Consider the following 14777-nt stretch of genomic DNA (forward strand, 5'->3'; position numbering starts at 1 on the left):
TTGTTACCAATCTATTTATCCATATAAAATTAAGATTAGTGCAGATACATAACAATGGCTTAAATATTTTAAGGGGCTTAGAAATAAATAGAAGAAAGTGCTAGTGCAGTAAAAGATCCCTCAGTCATAAATGCGATCTAGGCGTAATAATCCCGCTGTCAGTCACTTAAAAACTGCGCAACGGGATTAAATATGCTAAATAAAACCTTAAGACTTTATATTTTTTCCTTTTTTAACAGTGCTATACATACTTTCAATCAAACTACTATAGCGCTGTTGAATCACTTTACGCTTTAACTTAAGCGTGGGTGTCAGTTCACCTTTTTCATTGGTAAACGGTGATGCCATTAGCTTAAATTTCTTCACTTGCTCAAATTTAGCTAACTCTTTTTGCATCTCTTTCACACGCTCATCAAACAGTTCGACGATCTTGGTGTGCTTAAGTAATTCAACGTATGATTCGTATTTTAGATTAAGCGTTTTTGCATGTTCTTCAATTGCTTCTTGTGCAGGTACAATCAATGCTGAAGCATATTTTCTCGCATCAGCAAATACCGCAACCTGTTCAATGAAACGGTCACGACCTAACGTACCTTCAATTAGTTGTGGCGCAATATATTTACCACATTCAGTTTTCATTAAATCTTTCAAACGGTCAGTAATATACAGGTAGCCATTTTCATCAATCGCGCCGGCATCACCGGTTTTCAGCCATTCACCATCAAAAGTATTGGCCGTTTCTTCTGGTTTATTAAAGTAACCACGCATAACCGTCGGGCTTTTAATCAAGATCTCGTTTTCAGCACCCAATTTAACTTCAATACCAGGTAATACCGAACCAATAGAGCCAAGCTTAAAGTCTTTTGAATAACAACTCACAGTCGCCACTGTTTCTGTCATACCGTAGCCATATTTTAGATGAATACCGATTGCTTGGAAAAATAAGTTAACTTCATCATCAAGCTTCGCGCCAGAACAAGGGAAGAAACGTACCTTGCCACCAAATACTGCGCGCAGTTTAGTGAATACCAACTTGTCTGCAAGCATATGCTGCAGTTTTAATAATGGTGAAACAGACGTACCCGCTTGCTGTGCAGCAAAGCGTTTCTTACCAACACCGATAGCCCAATGAAATAATTTTTTACGTGCTTCAGGTGCATTTTCAACTTTATTCATCATGGTTGTGTGGATTTTTTCATACAAACGCGGCACTGCGCACATGACTGTTGGTTGCGTATCTGTTAAGGCTTTTTGAATGCGAGCAGGATCTTTAAGGTAGGTATTTTCGGCACCCCAAAACAAGGCATTAAATGTCCAAATACGTTCAAATACATGGCTCAACGGTAAGAATGCTAACGACACATCATTTTCTTCTAAACGCGTTTCTGGTTCATTCAAGGCTAGCGCCGCTTGAATATTAGCATAATCTAGCATCACACCTTTCGGTTCGCCTGTGGTGCCTGAAGTATAAATTAACGTAACCAGATCATCCGTTTTAGCGTGTTCGATACGATGTGCAAGCGCCATCGATGATGAACTACCTGGGGTAAAGTCTAACAGGTCAGTATAAGCAACGACACGTGGATCATCCGGTAAGGTCACTGTCGAAGAGAACACGATTAATGATTGCAGCGATTCACATTTATCCAGTAAAGGTAAGGCGAGTTTTAATTCGGCTTTATCACCAATAAACATACAGGTCATCTTGGCATCATTGATAATGTATTCAGCTTGCGATGAGGTACTGCTTGGATAAAGTGGTACAGACACGGCACGACATTGCTGTAGAGCTAGATCGGCAATAGTCCATTCTGGTAAATTATTTGACCAAATACCCACAGCATCTTGAACTTTAAGCCCACGATTAAGTAAGTTATTGGCAAGACCTTCAATACGCTCGCCCATCTGTTTCCAGCTGACACAATCCCAGCCTGTTTTCGTTTTACTTTTTAGGGCCGTTTTGTCTTGATATTTTTCGATCCTATCAAGGATCTGATTTACGAAATGCTGGCTCATGTCTATGTCTCATGTTAATTCGGGCGCAAACTCAATTCGGCTTACAGATGTAAGCCAGAGAGGGTAGCCTGTAAAATTTCATTTGTAAAATAAATGAAGATTTTATAACCTATTTCACACTCAAAAAGCCAATAATAGCGTCATTTACATTGATAAATTGCGTTTATCGCCGCAATAAATAACATATTTAGTCGTTAACACAACTAATGACTTACTAAACATGGGTTAATAACACGCTAAATATAGCTAGTTACTCGCTAAGTGTGACCAATGATCCAATGGCTCATCACGGGTATTTTCAACGAGGGATATATCAATTCCCATCTCGGTTAATTCTTTTAATGTTAAATCATCAGCAAGCTCAACCATCTCACCTTGTTCATTTTTAAATAACATATCGCACCTCACAATAAAAAGCCTATTTTAAGTGTGGCATAGATCAAAGAAAGGTCGAGTTTATCCATGTAATAACTACGATTCCCCTCTGTATTACGGCCTATTTAATTAGGCCAGTTACTGTAACTAGGGATAAATTAATTGACAAAAAACAACCAAGCCTGTAATGATTAAGGCATAGAATTAATTTATACATATAGATGCCTAAAGCGTGTCTATATAACGGCAAATTGAAGGATTCATAATGTCAGACCAGGTTATTATTTTTGATACGACCTTGAGGGATGGAGAGCAAGCATTATCTGCGAGCTTAACCGTAAAAGAAAAGTTACAAATCGCCTTTGCGCTTGAGCGTTTAGGTGTTGATGTAATGGAAGTTGGTTTCCCAATTTCATCACCTGGTGATTTCGAATCAGTGCAGACCATCGCACGGAATATTAAAAACAGCCGTGTTTGTGCCCTTTCTCGCGCACTAGAAAAAGACATTGATGCTGCAGGCGAAGCGCTTTCCGTCGCCAAAGACTTCCGTATTCATACCTTTATTTCAACATCCGATATTCACGTTAAAAGCAAACTAAAGCGTAGCTTTGACGATGTCCTCAATATGGGCCGCCATGCCATTAAGCATGCGCGTCGCTATACCGACGACGTTGAGTTTTCTTGTGAAGATGCAGGCCGAACACCCATAGATAACTTATGTCGTATGGTTGAAGAAGCGATTAAAGCGGGTGCAACAACAATTAATATCCCAGATACAGTTGGTTATACAGTGCCATCGCAATTCGGCGGCATCATCACTGACTTATTTAATCGCGTACCCAATATTGATCAAGCGATCATATCAGTACATTGTCATGATGATCTTGGCTTATCAGTTGCAAACTCAATTGCAGCAGTAGAACAAGGCGCACGTCAAATCGAATGTACTATTAATGGTATTGGCGAACGCGCAGGTAACTGCTCACTAGAAGAAATTGCCATGATCTTGCACACTCGCCAGGATTTATTAGGTAAAACCACGAATATCAATCCGCAAGAAATTTACCGTACTAGTCAGCTTGTTAGCCAGTTATGCAACATGCCGGTACAGAGTAATAAAGCGATTGTCGGTGCCAATGCCTTCTCACACTCATCTGGTATTCATCAAGATGGCATGTTAAAAGCCAAAAATACCTATGAAATAATTACTCCTGAAAGCATTGGTCTAACCCAAAACAAGTTAAATTTAACTTCACGTTCAGGCCGTCATGTGATCAAGCATCGTATGGCTGAACTTGGTTATGCTGACAATGATTATAGCCTTGATGAGCTATACGAAAGCTTCTTACAACTTGCCGATAAAAAAGGCCAAGTATTCGATTACGATCTAGAAGCATTAATCTTCTTTAATAATTTACACGAAGATAAAGAACACTTTAAATTAGATTATCTCAGTGTGCAGTCTGGTTCTGGTGTGAAAGCAACCGCGACTATTAGCTTGATCTCACAACTAGAAACCGCTGATGAACCACGTACAGATACGGAAGCAGCGATAGGAAATGGTCCTGTTGATGCCGTTTATAAATGTTTAAGCCGTATTTCTGGCTTTGATATCGATATCGCCGATTACCACATTACTGCAAAAGGTGAAGGTAAAGACGCATTGGGTCAAGTGGATATAGTCGCAACGTATGAAGGCCGAAAGTTCCACGGTATCGGCTTAGCAACAGATATCATTGAATCTTCGGCGCTGGCTTATATCCACGTAATGAATAATATCCATCGCGCAAATGCGGTAGAACAACAAAAACTTAAAAAACAAAATCAATAATATAGAAAAGGCGGCTAAGGATGACTGTAACAAAACATAATATTGCTGTATTACCAGGTGACGGTATCGGTCCAGAAGTAATGGCGGAAGCAATTAAAGTACTTGCTGCTGTACAAAGTAAGTTTAATTTAGAATTAACTTATGATTTTAATGATGTTGGTGGTATCGCGATTGATAACCACGGCACACCATTACCATCAAGCACACTTGCTGCTTGTGAAAATTCAGATGCGATCTTATTCGGCTCTGTCGGTGGTCCAAAATGGGAAGGTCTGCCACCACAAGAACAACCTGAACGTGGTGCACTATTACCATTACGCGGTCACTTCAAACTATTCTGTAACCTACGTCCAGCTAAGATCTATGCGGGTCTAGAAAAGTTCTCACCGCTACGTGCTGATATCTCCAATAATGGTTTTGACGTTGTTGTAGTGCGTGAGTTAACTGGCGGTATCTACTTTGGTCTACCAAAAGGTAACAAAGGCGAAGGCGCTGAAGAAACTGGTTTTGATACTATGTTATATAGCCGTGCGGAAGTTGATCGGATTGCACGTATCGCCTTTGAAGCAGCAAAATTACGTGGTAATAAAGTAACATCGGTTGATAAAGCAAATGTACTAGCGACCTCTGTTTTATGGCGTAAAGTGGTACTTGAAGTAGCACAAGATTACCCTGAAGTTGAACTTGAGCATATCTATGTAGATAACGCAGCAATGCAACTAATCAAAGACCCATCGCAATTTGACGTACTACTGTGCGGCAACTTATTCGGCGACATCATCTCTGATGAATGTGCAATGATCACGGGCTCTATGGGTATGTTACCGTCTGCAAGTATGAACGATTCTGACTTTGGTTTATATGAACCAGCAGGTGGTTCAGCACCAGATATCGCCGGTAAAGGCATTGCCAATCCAATTGCACAGATCTTATCTGCAGCTATGATGCTACGTTATTCACTCAAACAAGAAGACGCTGCACAAGCAATTGAGCAAGCGGTTTCATTTGTACTTGAAGAAGGTTATGCAACTGGCGATTTGCACAGTGACAGCAATACTAAACCGGTACAAAGCACGGCACAAATGGGCGATTTAATTGCCGCTAAAGTTGGCGCTTAATTAATCCCACATAAGCCAGTAGCTAAACTTATTTAAGTCGCACTTATCTAAGTCGTATCAGTAAAAAGGCCGAAAGTGAACTCCACTTTCGGCCTTTTTTTATCTGCTGACTATCGACTTATCACTAAATAACTTAAGTCACCAAAATAACTTAAGTCAAACTGGTAAACTCGACACCTATTTGGTAATTATCGCCATCATTATCAACGCGTGTTACTTTTGCTTCGGCTTGTAACGGCGGCACTCGGCTATCGCCCGTTGGTAGAAAAATACTCACGTTGTCGTTTAATGAAAAGTAACTTTCAGGTACATCTAACGACATGCCGCTAGCACTTAAATCACGACAAATAGCAGTAATATTACGCTCTTCATCCGTCACCTGCACCGGTGAGTCGATTAACATTCGGTGATAACTACGTCGTTCTAAATTAGCTTTTAGCACATCAATATCCCTCTTATTACTATAGTTTTTACATGCCGAGCAAAGGTTTATCAATGCTTAGCAAATTATAAATTATCCACAAATCTGAATGATTAGTTTATTTTTTGAGTATAGTCATCATTTATTCAGCCGGGACAGAGCAAAGTCAATAATGCGATCTAAACAACTATTTTGTTAGCTATTTGCCTACAATCAAACTACAGTTTACTCGCAATCTAACATGCCTTTATCAACAATAAAATCAATTATCCGTTGCAAACCTATTTGCTTTTTCATGTTGGTAAACACATAAGGTTTATCACCACGCATACGCTTGGTATCTTGCTCCATCACCTCCAACGAGGCACCTACATAGGGGGCTAAATCCATTTTATTAATCACCAGCAGGTCAGAGCGAGTAATACCAGGGCCACCTTTACGTGGTATCTTTTCACCTTCAGCGACATCAATTACATAAATGGTTAAATCGGCTAATTCAGGGCTAAAAGTCGCACTTAAATTATCACCACCGCTTTCGACAAAGACGATATCGAGGGTTTTGTGTAGCTTTGCTAACTCCTCAACTGCTGCCAAATTCATTGACGCATCTTCACGGATAGCGGTATGTGGACAACCACCAGTTTCTACTCCAATAATACGGTCAGCATCCAGCGCACCTGCTCGGGTTAAGATCTTCGCATCTTCTTGGGTATAAATATCATTGGTTACCACAGCAATATTATAAGTATCACGAATAGCTTTACACAAGACTTCTAATAATGCGGTTTTACCTGAGCCTACCGGACCACCGACGCCAATGCGTAATGGTTGTTTAAATTCTGTCATTGCAAATCCTTATGAGCGAAACAATCGCGTATATTGATGTTCATGTCGGCAACTCGCCATCACCTGAGCGGGCGTAAAGCTGCCAATGTTTTGATCTTCTGTTACTAATGCTTGTTGCACAGCGGCAGGTATCGACGCTGCTAATTTCATTAATAGTTGCTGGCCATCACTTTGCCCTAAGGGCACTAATTTAATACCCACAACGATAGTATTTTCTAACCAGCTCCAAAGATAACCACCTAGCGCTTTTTCTAATGGAATAGCCCACTGATTAATCGCCAAAGCAAACGCCGCAAGCTGTGTGGTTTCAACCATGTTAGCCAGTTCACTATCATCCAGTGATATCCCTAATCTTGGTAATAACCGTACAAATGCAAGTCCACGCTGGCGTTCTTCTAAGCGCATCTCTTTGGTTTCCCTGCTCGCCACTAAATAGTCACACCAAGTCTGCGCCTGCTGATGATCATTATTGGCTAAGCACGTTTGTAAACGCATAAGAATGGGTAATTCAAGACTGGCTAAGCTTTCTGACATTTGTCCTGACAACCAATTGTCTAAGCTATTCACATCCGTTACCCAGCCTTTTTCAATTGCCCACTCAAGCCCCTGAGAGTAGGTAAATCCGCCCACAGGGAGCGATGGACTGATCAACTGATATAGCTTTAATTCAGCTAACATATTATCCATACGACTTGCCTATTCGTTTGCGACGATTAATGTTCATGCGCATGGTTATGCGGGTGCACATACTCTTCCTCACTACTATGGGAGTGACCACCTGTAGTGCCGCCATATGCGCCGGGTTCGGGCTGAAATGCGGCATCTTCAACTGTCACATCTAAACCTAAACCAATCAACATTTCATCGAGTACATGATCATGGAGAAAGCGACACCAACCCGCTTCGACTTGCAACGGCACATGGCGATTACCCAAGTGATAACAGCCACGTGCGAATAATGTCGGATCATTGCAACGTGCCGTTGATACGCGTTCTTTTGCAGCGATCACTTGGACGATAAAATCATCATCCGTGGTGAGTTGTGTACCATGCTCTAATAGCTGACCACGCGGTAAAAATAACCCCGCATCGCGGCCATCTTCAAGTTGTACTTTAAGACGACTCTTGGTGCGTTGTAACATGGTCAAACACACATAAGCATCAACATGATTAGCTGCTAGGGTTAATATTTGCGTTAATTTGATCATTCCAATTCCTTTATTATAAAATTACGTAGACCAGATCCTTGGGGCATCTGGGATATAACCAAGCCAAGCTTCCCTGACAGCAGACCAAATCTGCACAAAACTGGCCATCATAGGTTCAGTGTGTTGCCCTAAAGCGCGGATCACTAACAACCCTTCAAGTTCACTTGCCCCTAGTAGTACCGCATCCCCGAAACGTGCTTGTTGCTCATCAATTATCTGATTAATTCGACACACCAACGCATCATCCACGGGGCTAATATACAGACTCCCCGTCATGGGATAACCGCGTAAAGAAGCCGCGTATTCAAGCTGGGTTTTATTCTGCAATCGTAGACTCTCTGCAAGCAGTAACTTACCGTCACGAAAGATATGTGTCTGCCCTAATATTTGACCATGAGTAAAGTCTTCAGCTAATACAGGGCGGCCAAAACACTGCATTTCCCAGCCGATAAAACGGGCATCTCCGGCCAAATTAATCTCGGTACTAAGTTTAACTTGGGCACCGGGAAAGAAAATATTCTCCATCGGCAACCATTCAAGAAAAGCACCATCCACAACAGCTAGTTCCTGAGACTGCCAAGCCGAATCAGCATTACTACGATAGAATTTAGTCGCTCCAGGAGTGGTTAATAACGCGTGAGCCCCTGAATCGACATGAATATCAAAGCGCAGTTGATCTCCACCTACGACACCTCCCGGTGGATGCAACAGATAGGTATGGCAAGTTTCGCCTTCCGGATAAAAGGGTTTTTGCACTGTCAAAGGACCAACTTGCTGGCGTTCCAGTAACCGTGTTTTACCACCCTTACTGCCATATTTAAGGCGAATTTCAGCGCGCCAGCCCTGATCACCATCAGGGCGTAAGAAACGGATAGTCGACGGAATACTCATCGAACTACGCCCCTAGAAAGGCGACTAATACTCCACTAATTCCCAGTGATGGGCTTAACCACTTAGCACTGACTTGACGGCCAATAACAGCGCCAAGCGTCAGTAAAACAACCGCACTGATGAGCATACCCGGTACAAACTGTACTAACTGTGCAGCAGGTGCTTCGACACCGTGTGCCCAACCATGGAACAACACCATTACCACTGCAGCGCTCGATAATAAGTTAACCTTTACCGTCACTTGCTGACTTTGTTTCCAGACCGCAACTGCAACAATAAATACCGACGCTAAAATTAAGCTTTCCATCCCCGTTATCAAACCAGTTAACGCGCCAAAACCAGTCCCTATTAACATAGTGACTAACGCGCCAAGAATAATACTGAGTTGTTTACCTTTCATTTGCGCTGCTAAAAAGCCCACGCCCAACAGCATGATCAAATGATCTAATCCCGTTAATGGATGCAACAAACCATTGGCAAACGTACTCGCCATGAAGGTTTCAGTACCGGTATGCGCCAATGCAGAACCAGAAAATAGCGCAGTTGATAATGCGGCAAGAGACATGACTTTTTTTGAGACGTTTTTTTTTGCAACGAACTGTTTTGCAAAGATCGGTTTTGAAACAGTTTGCTTTGAAACACCGTGTTCTGAAAATAGAGATTTAAACATTATTTTTTCCTTAAAATAATTTGCTACAAAATGTATACCTAGAAATACTGATGATACCGACACGCTAAAATAGAAAGTAACGTTGCGCCATCGGTAGTACCGTTGCAGGTTCGCACACTAACAATTCGCCATTGGCGCGTACTTGATAGGTTTGTGAATCCACTTCAATGGTTGGCAGCCAATCATTGAGTACCATATCTGCTTTACGTAACTGGCGGCAATCTTTAACAACACCAATCAGACTATTGAGCTGTAACTGCTCGGGAATGCCATCCTGTTTCGCTTGCTGAGAAATAAACAACATAGAGGTATTCTGCGAAGCCCGGCCAAAACTACCAAACATAGGACGATAGTGAACCGGTTGTGGCGTGGGAATAGAGCCATTCGGATCGCCCATCGGTGCAGATGCGATCATGCCACCTTTGATAATTAAACTCGGTTTAACACCAAAAAATGCCGGTTTCCATAATACTAAATCAGCCAATTTCCCCACTTCGACTGAGCCAACTTCATGACTCATACCGTGTGTAATTGCAGGATTAATGGTGTATTTGGCAACATAACGCTTAATACGGAAATTATCATGGTGCGGTGGATCTTGTGGCAAACTACCACGTTGTACTTTCATCTTATGCGCGGTTTGCCAAGTACGTGAAATGACTTCCCCTACCCGTCCCATTGCTTGCGAATCCGACGCGATCATCGAAAAAGCGCCCAGATCATGCAAGATATCTTCGGCAGCAATGGTTTCACGACGAATACGCGATTCTGCAAAAGCCACATCTTCAGCAATTGACGGTGATAAATGATGGCAAACCATTAACATATCTAAATGTTCATCGATGGTATTCACGGTATAAGGGCGGGTTGGATTGGTTGATGACGGTAAGATATTGGATTCACCACAAGCACGAATAATATCTGGCGCATGACCGCCACCTGCACCTTCAGTATGGTAAGTATGAATAACGCGATCGCCAATAGCATCTAAGGTTGATTCGACAAAGCCTGATTCATTTAGAGTATCGGTGTGGATAGCTACTTGTACATCGGTTTCGTCAGCTACCGTTAAACAGTTATCAATTGACGCTGGCGTTGTGCCCCAATCTTCATGGAGTTTTAAACCTATCGCACCTGCGGCGACCTGCTCATGCAAAGGAGCTGGCACACTGGCATTACCTTTACCTAACAAACCAAAGTTCATTGGAAAGTTATCCAGCGATTCCAACATACGGTGAATATTCCACGGTCCAGGTGTACACGTTGTGGCATTGGTACCGGTCGCTGGCCCTGTACCACCACCGATCATAGTGGTAATACCGGAAGTCAGCGCTTCATCAATTTGCTGTGGGCAGATAAAGTGAATATGTGAATCAACACCACCAGCAGTAATAATTGAGCCTTCTGCTGCGATGATCTCAGTACCAGGACCAATGATAATATCAACACCTGACTGAACGTCTGGATTCCCCGCCTTACCTATCGCGATAATCCGGCCATTTTTAACCCCGATATCGGCCTTAACTATGCCCCAATGATCGAGAATAACCGCATTGGTTATCACTAAATCTGGCGTATATTTAGACGTTAGCTGGCTTTGACCTTGGCCATCACGAATAACCTTGCCACCGCCAAATTTAACTTCATCACCATAACGGGTATAGTCATGTTCTACTTCTAACCACAGTTCCGTATCTGCTAGACGTAATCTATCGCCAGTGGTAGGGCCAAACATCTCCGCGTAGGCTTGCCTTGAAATTTTCGCCATCTATTTACCCTCATCCTTGTTTTCACAGCATGCTTCCTTGTCTGTCACAGCATGCTGTGCCGTAAATTCATCAATACTGCCCATGACCTTGCCCTGAAAACCATAAACCATACGATTGCCACCAAAAGCGACTAATTCAACAGTACGGCTTTGCCCCGGCTCGAAACGAATAGCAGTACCGGCAGCAATATTAAGCCGAAAACCTAAGGTAAGTTCACGCTCAAAGGTCAGTGCATCATTGGCTTCGTAAAAATGATAATGTGAACCGATCTGGATAGGACGATCACCAATGTTTGCGACGATTACTGACACGGTGGGCATATCCGCATTTAAGGTAATATGACCACTCGCTACCTGCATTTGTCCTGGGATCATACCTGATCCTGTGTGTATTTTATTCGCCATCATCATCCCTATATGATTGGTTCATGTACCGTGACAAGTTTGGTACCGTCAGGAAATGTAGCTTCAACTTGCACATCAGAAATCATTTCAGGGATACCTTCCATGACTTGCTCGGCAGTGAGCACAGTGCGACCAAACGCCATTAATTCAGCCACAGTACGGCCATCACGAGCGCCTTCCATAATGGCAGCACTAATCAGGGCAACGGATTCCGGATAATTCAACTTTAACCCTCGCGCCAAACGACGCTCAGCCACTAAAGCCGCCGTAAACAACAATAATTTATCTTTCTCTCTCGGCGTTAATTCCATTTACATCTCCGTTTAAGTATTAGATTAGCAATGCTTTTCTGTTTTTTAGATTGTTTACACTACTGTGACATAGATGTTGTAGATTTAACATATTATTTACACAGTGAGGTATTCCTGAATTAGTTCATCAGTTAACATCGCCATATCACCATTGGCGACTGCACGACCTCGGTCCAGTAAACAGAAGTTATCACCGACCTTTCTGGCAAAAGGTAATTTCTGCTCGACCAACAAGACGGTTAAGCCCAATTCTTGATTAAGCTTACGGATAATGTCACCAATCTCTTGGACGATATTAGGTTGGATGCCTTCAGTCGGCTCATCTAAAATCAGCAATTGCGGGTTAATCACCAGCGCTCGGCCAATGGCTAACTGTTGCTGCTGACCACCAGATAAATCACCACCACGGCGGTGCAGCATTTCTTTCAATACCGGAAATAACTGATAGATAAATTCCGGGATCTTGCGATCACCTTTGGCACGAATGGGTAAACCTATCTGTAAATTTTCTTCAACCGTGAGAGCTGAGAATATTTGTCGGCCTTGCGGTACATAACCAACGCCATGACGCGCGCGGCTTTCCGCACTCAGCGGGGCAATATTTTTACCTTGCAATACTATCTCGCCACTTTTAAGCGGTAATAATCCCATCACGCATTGCAGTAAGGTGGTTTTACCCACGCCATTACGGCCCATTAATACTGTACATTTACCTTTTGGTATCTGCATATCAAGATCCCACAAGGTATGGCTTTCACCATAAAACTGATTCACACCTTTAATCGATAACATGGCTACTCTCCCAGATAAACTTGTTTAACTTTGGCGTTATTTTGAATGTCAGTCATTGAACCTTCAGCTAAGACACTGCCTTGATGCAATACCGACACGGTACTGGCAATGGAGCGCACAAAGTCCATGTCATGCTCGACAACGACGACTGAATGATCACCTGCTAGCGAATTCAATAACTCTGCGGTGCGATCCATTTCTTGGTGTGTCATCCCTGCAACAGGTTCATCGACTAACAACAGCTTGGGTTTTTGCATCAGTAACATGCCAATTTCCAGCCACTGTTTTTGACCATGGGACAAACTACCCGCGTCCATTGCGGCTTGTTCTGGTAAGCCAATCAAAACTAATACCCGTTCTATTTCATCGCGCTGCTCTCCGGATAATTTGGCACGAAATACCGACCAAACGTTACGGCTACCCGCCATTGATAACTCTAAGTTCTGCCAGACCGATAAACATTCAAATACCGTAGGTTTCTGAAATTTACGTCCCACTCCCGCATTAGCAATCTGCGCCTCATCCACTTTTAATAAATTCAGTTTAGAGCCTAACCAGACTTGCCCGCTATCAGGACGGGTTTTACCGGTAATGATATCCATCATGGTGGTTTTACCCGCACCATTAGGACCAATAATGCAGCGCAACTCCCCTTCTTTAATGTATAAATTAAGATCATTAATAGCTTTAAAACCATCAAAAGACACAGATACGCCTTCTAAATACAGCAAGATATTATGACGAGTATCAATGAGTGGATTATGTGGCGGTTTCAGAAATTCAAATACCTGATCACGACGGGCTAACTGACTGACGTTGTCACGGAGCTGCTTGGCTAAAGGCGCGGTAAAACCTTGCTCATTATCTTGTGAACTAGCAGGTATTGCCTGATCAGTAAATTGTGAAGTTAATACCGATGCGGTGTTCACCTGTTGCATATCTACCTGATTAGAATTACTCATGAGGTACTCTCCTTCGTCGCCAAGCTTTTGTTGCGGTTAGACTCCTTATTACGGTTAGACTTCTTATTGCGGTTAGATCGATCGGTAAACCACCCAGTCACCCCTTTCGGTAAAAACAATGTCGCCAAGACAAACAAACTACCAAGGGCAAATAACCACACTTCCGGTAGTTCAATGGTGAACCAACTTTTGGCATAATTAATTAACAGCGCACCAATGATCGCGCCAAATAAAGTCGCACGACCACCGAGAGCGACCCAAACCACAATCTCAATCGAATTAAGTGGTGAGAATTCGCCCGGATTAATGATCCCGACTTGCGGTACATACAAAGCACCGGCGATCCCAGCTAACATTGCCGATAAAATAAAGATCCCCAGTTTAAAGTTAGCCACGTTATAACCAATAAATCGCACCCGTGTTTCGGCATCGCGTATTGCCACAGCCACTTTACCTAAGCGACTTGAAACCACTTTACGACAAGTAAGATAACCCAATATTAACGCTACTACTGACGCCATAAATAAGCCCACCTTGGTGGTATCGGCTTGCAAGCTAAAGCCGAGGATATCTTTAAAATCGGTTAAACCATTATTACCACCAAAACCCATCTCATTACGGAAAAATGCCAACATCAGCGCAAACGTAAGGGCTTGGGTCATGATAGATAAATACACCCCAGAAACACGGGCTCGAAACGATAAAAACCCAAACACTAACGCCAGTGCTGCAGGCACTAAAACCACCATCAAACAGGCAAACCAGAACATATCGAATCCTTGCCAAAACCACGGTAATTCCTGCCAATCTAAGAACACCATGAAATCAGGTAGTTCAGGATTACCGTAAACACCACGATCACCGATTTGACGCATCAAGTACATGCCCATGGCATAACCACCTAAGGCAAAGAATGCCCCGTGACCTAAGGTTAAAATACCTAAATAACCCCATACCAAGTCCACAGACATCGCCAGTAATGCATAGGTAAGATATTTACCTAACAGGGTAATAGTGTAAGTTTCAACATGTAAAAAATGACCTTGGGGCACCAATAAGTTAAGTGCTGGCACCAGAATTAACAGCGTCGTCAGTAGCAGCATTAATAGCTGACCACCACGGTCTGTTTTTAGTATTGAATTCGCGAATAGCTTGTGTAACAT

Annotated in this window: 16 protein-coding genes; 2 read left to right on the forward strand and 14 right to left on the reverse strand. The window is 42.7% G+C overall.

The window, feature by feature from the left end; translation table 11 throughout:
• Positions 1–207: 207 nt before the first annotated feature.
• The gene (locus tag CXF93_RS07780; RefSeq protein ID WP_101061860.1) at positions 208–2016 is read right to left on the reverse strand and encodes a long-chain fatty acid--CoA ligase; all 1809 of its coding nucleotides are present in this window, start codon (positions 2014–2016) and stop codon (positions 208–210) included.
• 246 nt (positions 2017–2262) lie between these two features.
• Positions 2263–2412, reverse strand: coding sequence for a 2-isopropylmalate synthase (locus CXF93_RS07785; protein ID WP_101061861.1), 150 nt, complete (start codon positions 2410–2412; stop codon positions 2263–2265).
• Between the two features lie 244 nt (positions 2413–2656).
• On the opposite strand from CXF93_RS07785, the gene leuA reads away from it, so the two are divergent.
• The gene (gene leuA, locus CXF93_RS07790; protein WP_101061862.1) at positions 2657–4222 is read left to right on the forward strand and encodes a 2-isopropylmalate synthase; all 1566 of its coding nucleotides are present in this window, start codon (positions 2657–2659) and stop codon (positions 4220–4222) included.
• A gap of 20 nt (positions 4223–4242) precedes the next feature.
• Entirely contained in the window at positions 4243–5340 is a 1098-nt protein-coding gene (gene leuB / locus CXF93_RS07795) for a 3-isopropylmalate dehydrogenase (protein WP_101061863.1), read from the forward strand.
• Between the two features lie 151 nt (positions 5341–5491).
• Here the strand turns inward: leuB and CXF93_RS07800 are convergent, their stop codons facing one another.
• The 12 genes from CXF93_RS07800 to urtC form a co-directional block, all read right to left on the reverse strand.
• Positions 5492–5782 (reverse strand): PilZ domain-containing protein, encoded by a 291-nt coding sequence (locus CXF93_RS07800; protein ID WP_101061864.1) that lies wholly within the window; start codon positions 5780–5782, stop codon positions 5492–5494.
• Positions 5783–5986: 204 nt separating this feature from the next.
• Positions 5987–6607, reverse strand: coding sequence for an urease accessory protein UreG (gene ureG, locus CXF93_RS07805; RefSeq protein WP_101061865.1), 621 nt, complete (start codon positions 6605–6607; stop codon positions 5987–5989).
• 9 nt (positions 6608–6616) lie between these two features.
• Complete coding sequence (locus tag CXF93_RS07810; protein WP_101061866.1) at positions 6617–7294, reverse strand: urease accessory protein UreF; 678 nt, start codon at positions 7292–7294, stop codon at positions 6617–6619.
• 26 nt (positions 7295–7320) lie between these two features.
• The gene (gene ureE / locus CXF93_RS07815; RefSeq protein ID WP_101061867.1) at positions 7321–7815 is read right to left on the reverse strand and encodes an urease accessory protein UreE; all 495 of its coding nucleotides are present in this window, start codon (positions 7813–7815) and stop codon (positions 7321–7323) included.
• A 21-nt stretch (positions 7816–7836) separates the two neighbouring features.
• Positions 7837–8706 (reverse strand): urease accessory protein UreD, encoded by an 870-nt coding sequence (locus CXF93_RS07820; RefSeq protein ID WP_101061868.1) that lies wholly within the window; start codon positions 8704–8706, stop codon positions 7837–7839.
• A gap of 4 nt (positions 8707–8710) precedes the next feature.
• The gene (locus CXF93_RS07825) at positions 8711–9376 is read right to left on the reverse strand and encodes a HupE/UreJ family protein (protein ID WP_198551623.1); all 666 of its coding nucleotides are present in this window, start codon (positions 9374–9376) and stop codon (positions 8711–8713) included.
• Positions 9377–9440: 64 nt separating this feature from the next.
• On the reverse strand, positions 9441–11144 hold the full coding sequence (gene ureC, locus CXF93_RS07830; RefSeq protein ID WP_101061869.1) for an urease subunit alpha: 1704 nt from the start codon (positions 11142–11144) through the stop codon (positions 9441–9443).
• The gene (locus CXF93_RS07835; RefSeq protein WP_232784143.1) at positions 11145–11519 is read right to left on the reverse strand and encodes an urease subunit beta; all 375 of its coding nucleotides are present in this window, start codon (positions 11517–11519) and stop codon (positions 11145–11147) included.
• A gap of 38 nt (positions 11520–11557) precedes the next feature.
• Complete coding sequence (locus CXF93_RS07840; protein WP_101061871.1) at positions 11558–11860, reverse strand: urease subunit gamma; 303 nt, start codon at positions 11858–11860, stop codon at positions 11558–11560.
• Positions 11861–11956: 96 nt separating this feature from the next.
• The gene (gene urtE, locus CXF93_RS07845; protein ID WP_101061872.1) at positions 11957–12652 is read right to left on the reverse strand and encodes an urea ABC transporter ATP-binding subunit UrtE; all 696 of its coding nucleotides are present in this window, start codon (positions 12650–12652) and stop codon (positions 11957–11959) included.
• Positions 12653–12654: 2 nt separating this feature from the next.
• Positions 12655–13614: an urea ABC transporter ATP-binding protein UrtD gene (gene urtD / locus CXF93_RS07850; protein WP_101061873.1), complete on the reverse strand. Its 960-nt coding sequence runs from the start codon at positions 13612–13614 to the stop codon at positions 12655–12657.
• Positions 13611–14777 carry an urea ABC transporter permease subunit UrtC gene (urtC, locus tag CXF93_RS07855; protein WP_101061874.1) on the reverse strand — a complete coding sequence of 389 codons (1167 nt, stop codon included), beginning with the start codon at positions 14775–14777 and terminating at the stop codon, positions 13611–13613. Before urtC ends, urtD begins: the two co-directional genes overlap by 4 nt.

The organism is Moritella sp. Urea-trap-13 (assembly GCF_002836355.1).
Lineage (GTDB): Bacteria > Pseudomonadota > Gammaproteobacteria > Enterobacterales > Moritellaceae > Moritella.

What these genes read in the sequence shown, in the direction of transcription:
- CXF93_RS07780 (WP_101061860.1), bottom strand. Translation starts at nt 2,016, where the DNA reads ATGAGCCAGCATTTCGTAAATCAGATCCTTGATAGGATCGAAAAATAT.
- CXF93_RS07785 (WP_101061861.1), bottom strand. Translation starts at nt 2,412, where the DNA reads ATGTTATTTAAAAATGAACAAGGTGAGATGGTTGAGCTTGCTGATGAT.
- leuA (WP_101061862.1), top strand. Translation starts at nt 2,657, where the DNA reads ATGTCAGACCAGGTTATTATTTTTGATACGACCTTGAGGGATGGAGAG.
- leuB (WP_101061863.1), top strand. Translation starts at nt 4,243, where the DNA reads ATGACTGTAACAAAACATAATATTGCTGTATTACCAGGTGACGGTATC.
- ureG (WP_101061865.1), bottom strand. Translation starts at nt 6,607, where the DNA reads ATGACAGAATTTAAACAACCATTACGCATTGGCGTCGGTGGTCCGGTA.
- CXF93_RS07810 (WP_101061866.1), bottom strand. Translation starts at nt 7,294, where the DNA reads ATGGATAATATGTTAGCTGAATTAAAGCTATATCAGTTGATCAGTCCA.
- ureE (WP_101061867.1), bottom strand. Translation starts at nt 7,815, where the DNA reads ATGATCAAATTAACGCAAATATTAACCCTAGCAGCTAATCATGTTGAT.
- CXF93_RS07820 (WP_101061868.1), bottom strand. Translation starts at nt 8,706, where the DNA reads ATGAGTATTCCGTCGACTATCCGTTTCTTACGCCCTGATGGTGATCAG.
- CXF93_RS07825 (WP_198551623.1), bottom strand. Translation starts at nt 9,376, where the DNA reads ATGTTTAAATCTCTATTTTCAGAACACGGTGTTTCAAAGCAAACTGTT.
- ureC (WP_101061869.1), bottom strand. Translation starts at nt 11,144, where the DNA reads ATGGCGAAAATTTCAAGGCAAGCCTACGCGGAGATGTTTGGCCCTACC.
- CXF93_RS07835 (WP_232784143.1), bottom strand. Translation starts at nt 11,519, where the DNA reads ATGATCCCAGGACAAATGCAGGTAGCGAGTGGTCATATTACCTTAAAT.
- CXF93_RS07840 (WP_101061871.1), bottom strand. Translation starts at nt 11,860, where the DNA reads ATGGAATTAACGCCGAGAGAGAAAGATAAATTATTGTTGTTTACGGCG.
- urtE (WP_101061872.1), bottom strand. Translation starts at nt 12,652, where the DNA reads ATGTTATCGATTAAAGGTGTGAATCAGTTTTATGGTGAAAGCCATACC.
- urtD (WP_101061873.1), bottom strand. Translation starts at nt 13,614, where the DNA reads ATGAGTAATTCTAATCAGGTAGATATGCAACAGGTGAACACCGCATCG.
- urtC (WP_101061874.1), bottom strand. Translation starts at nt 14,777, where the DNA reads ATGTTACACAAGCTATTCGCGAATTCAATACTAAAAACAGACCGTGGT.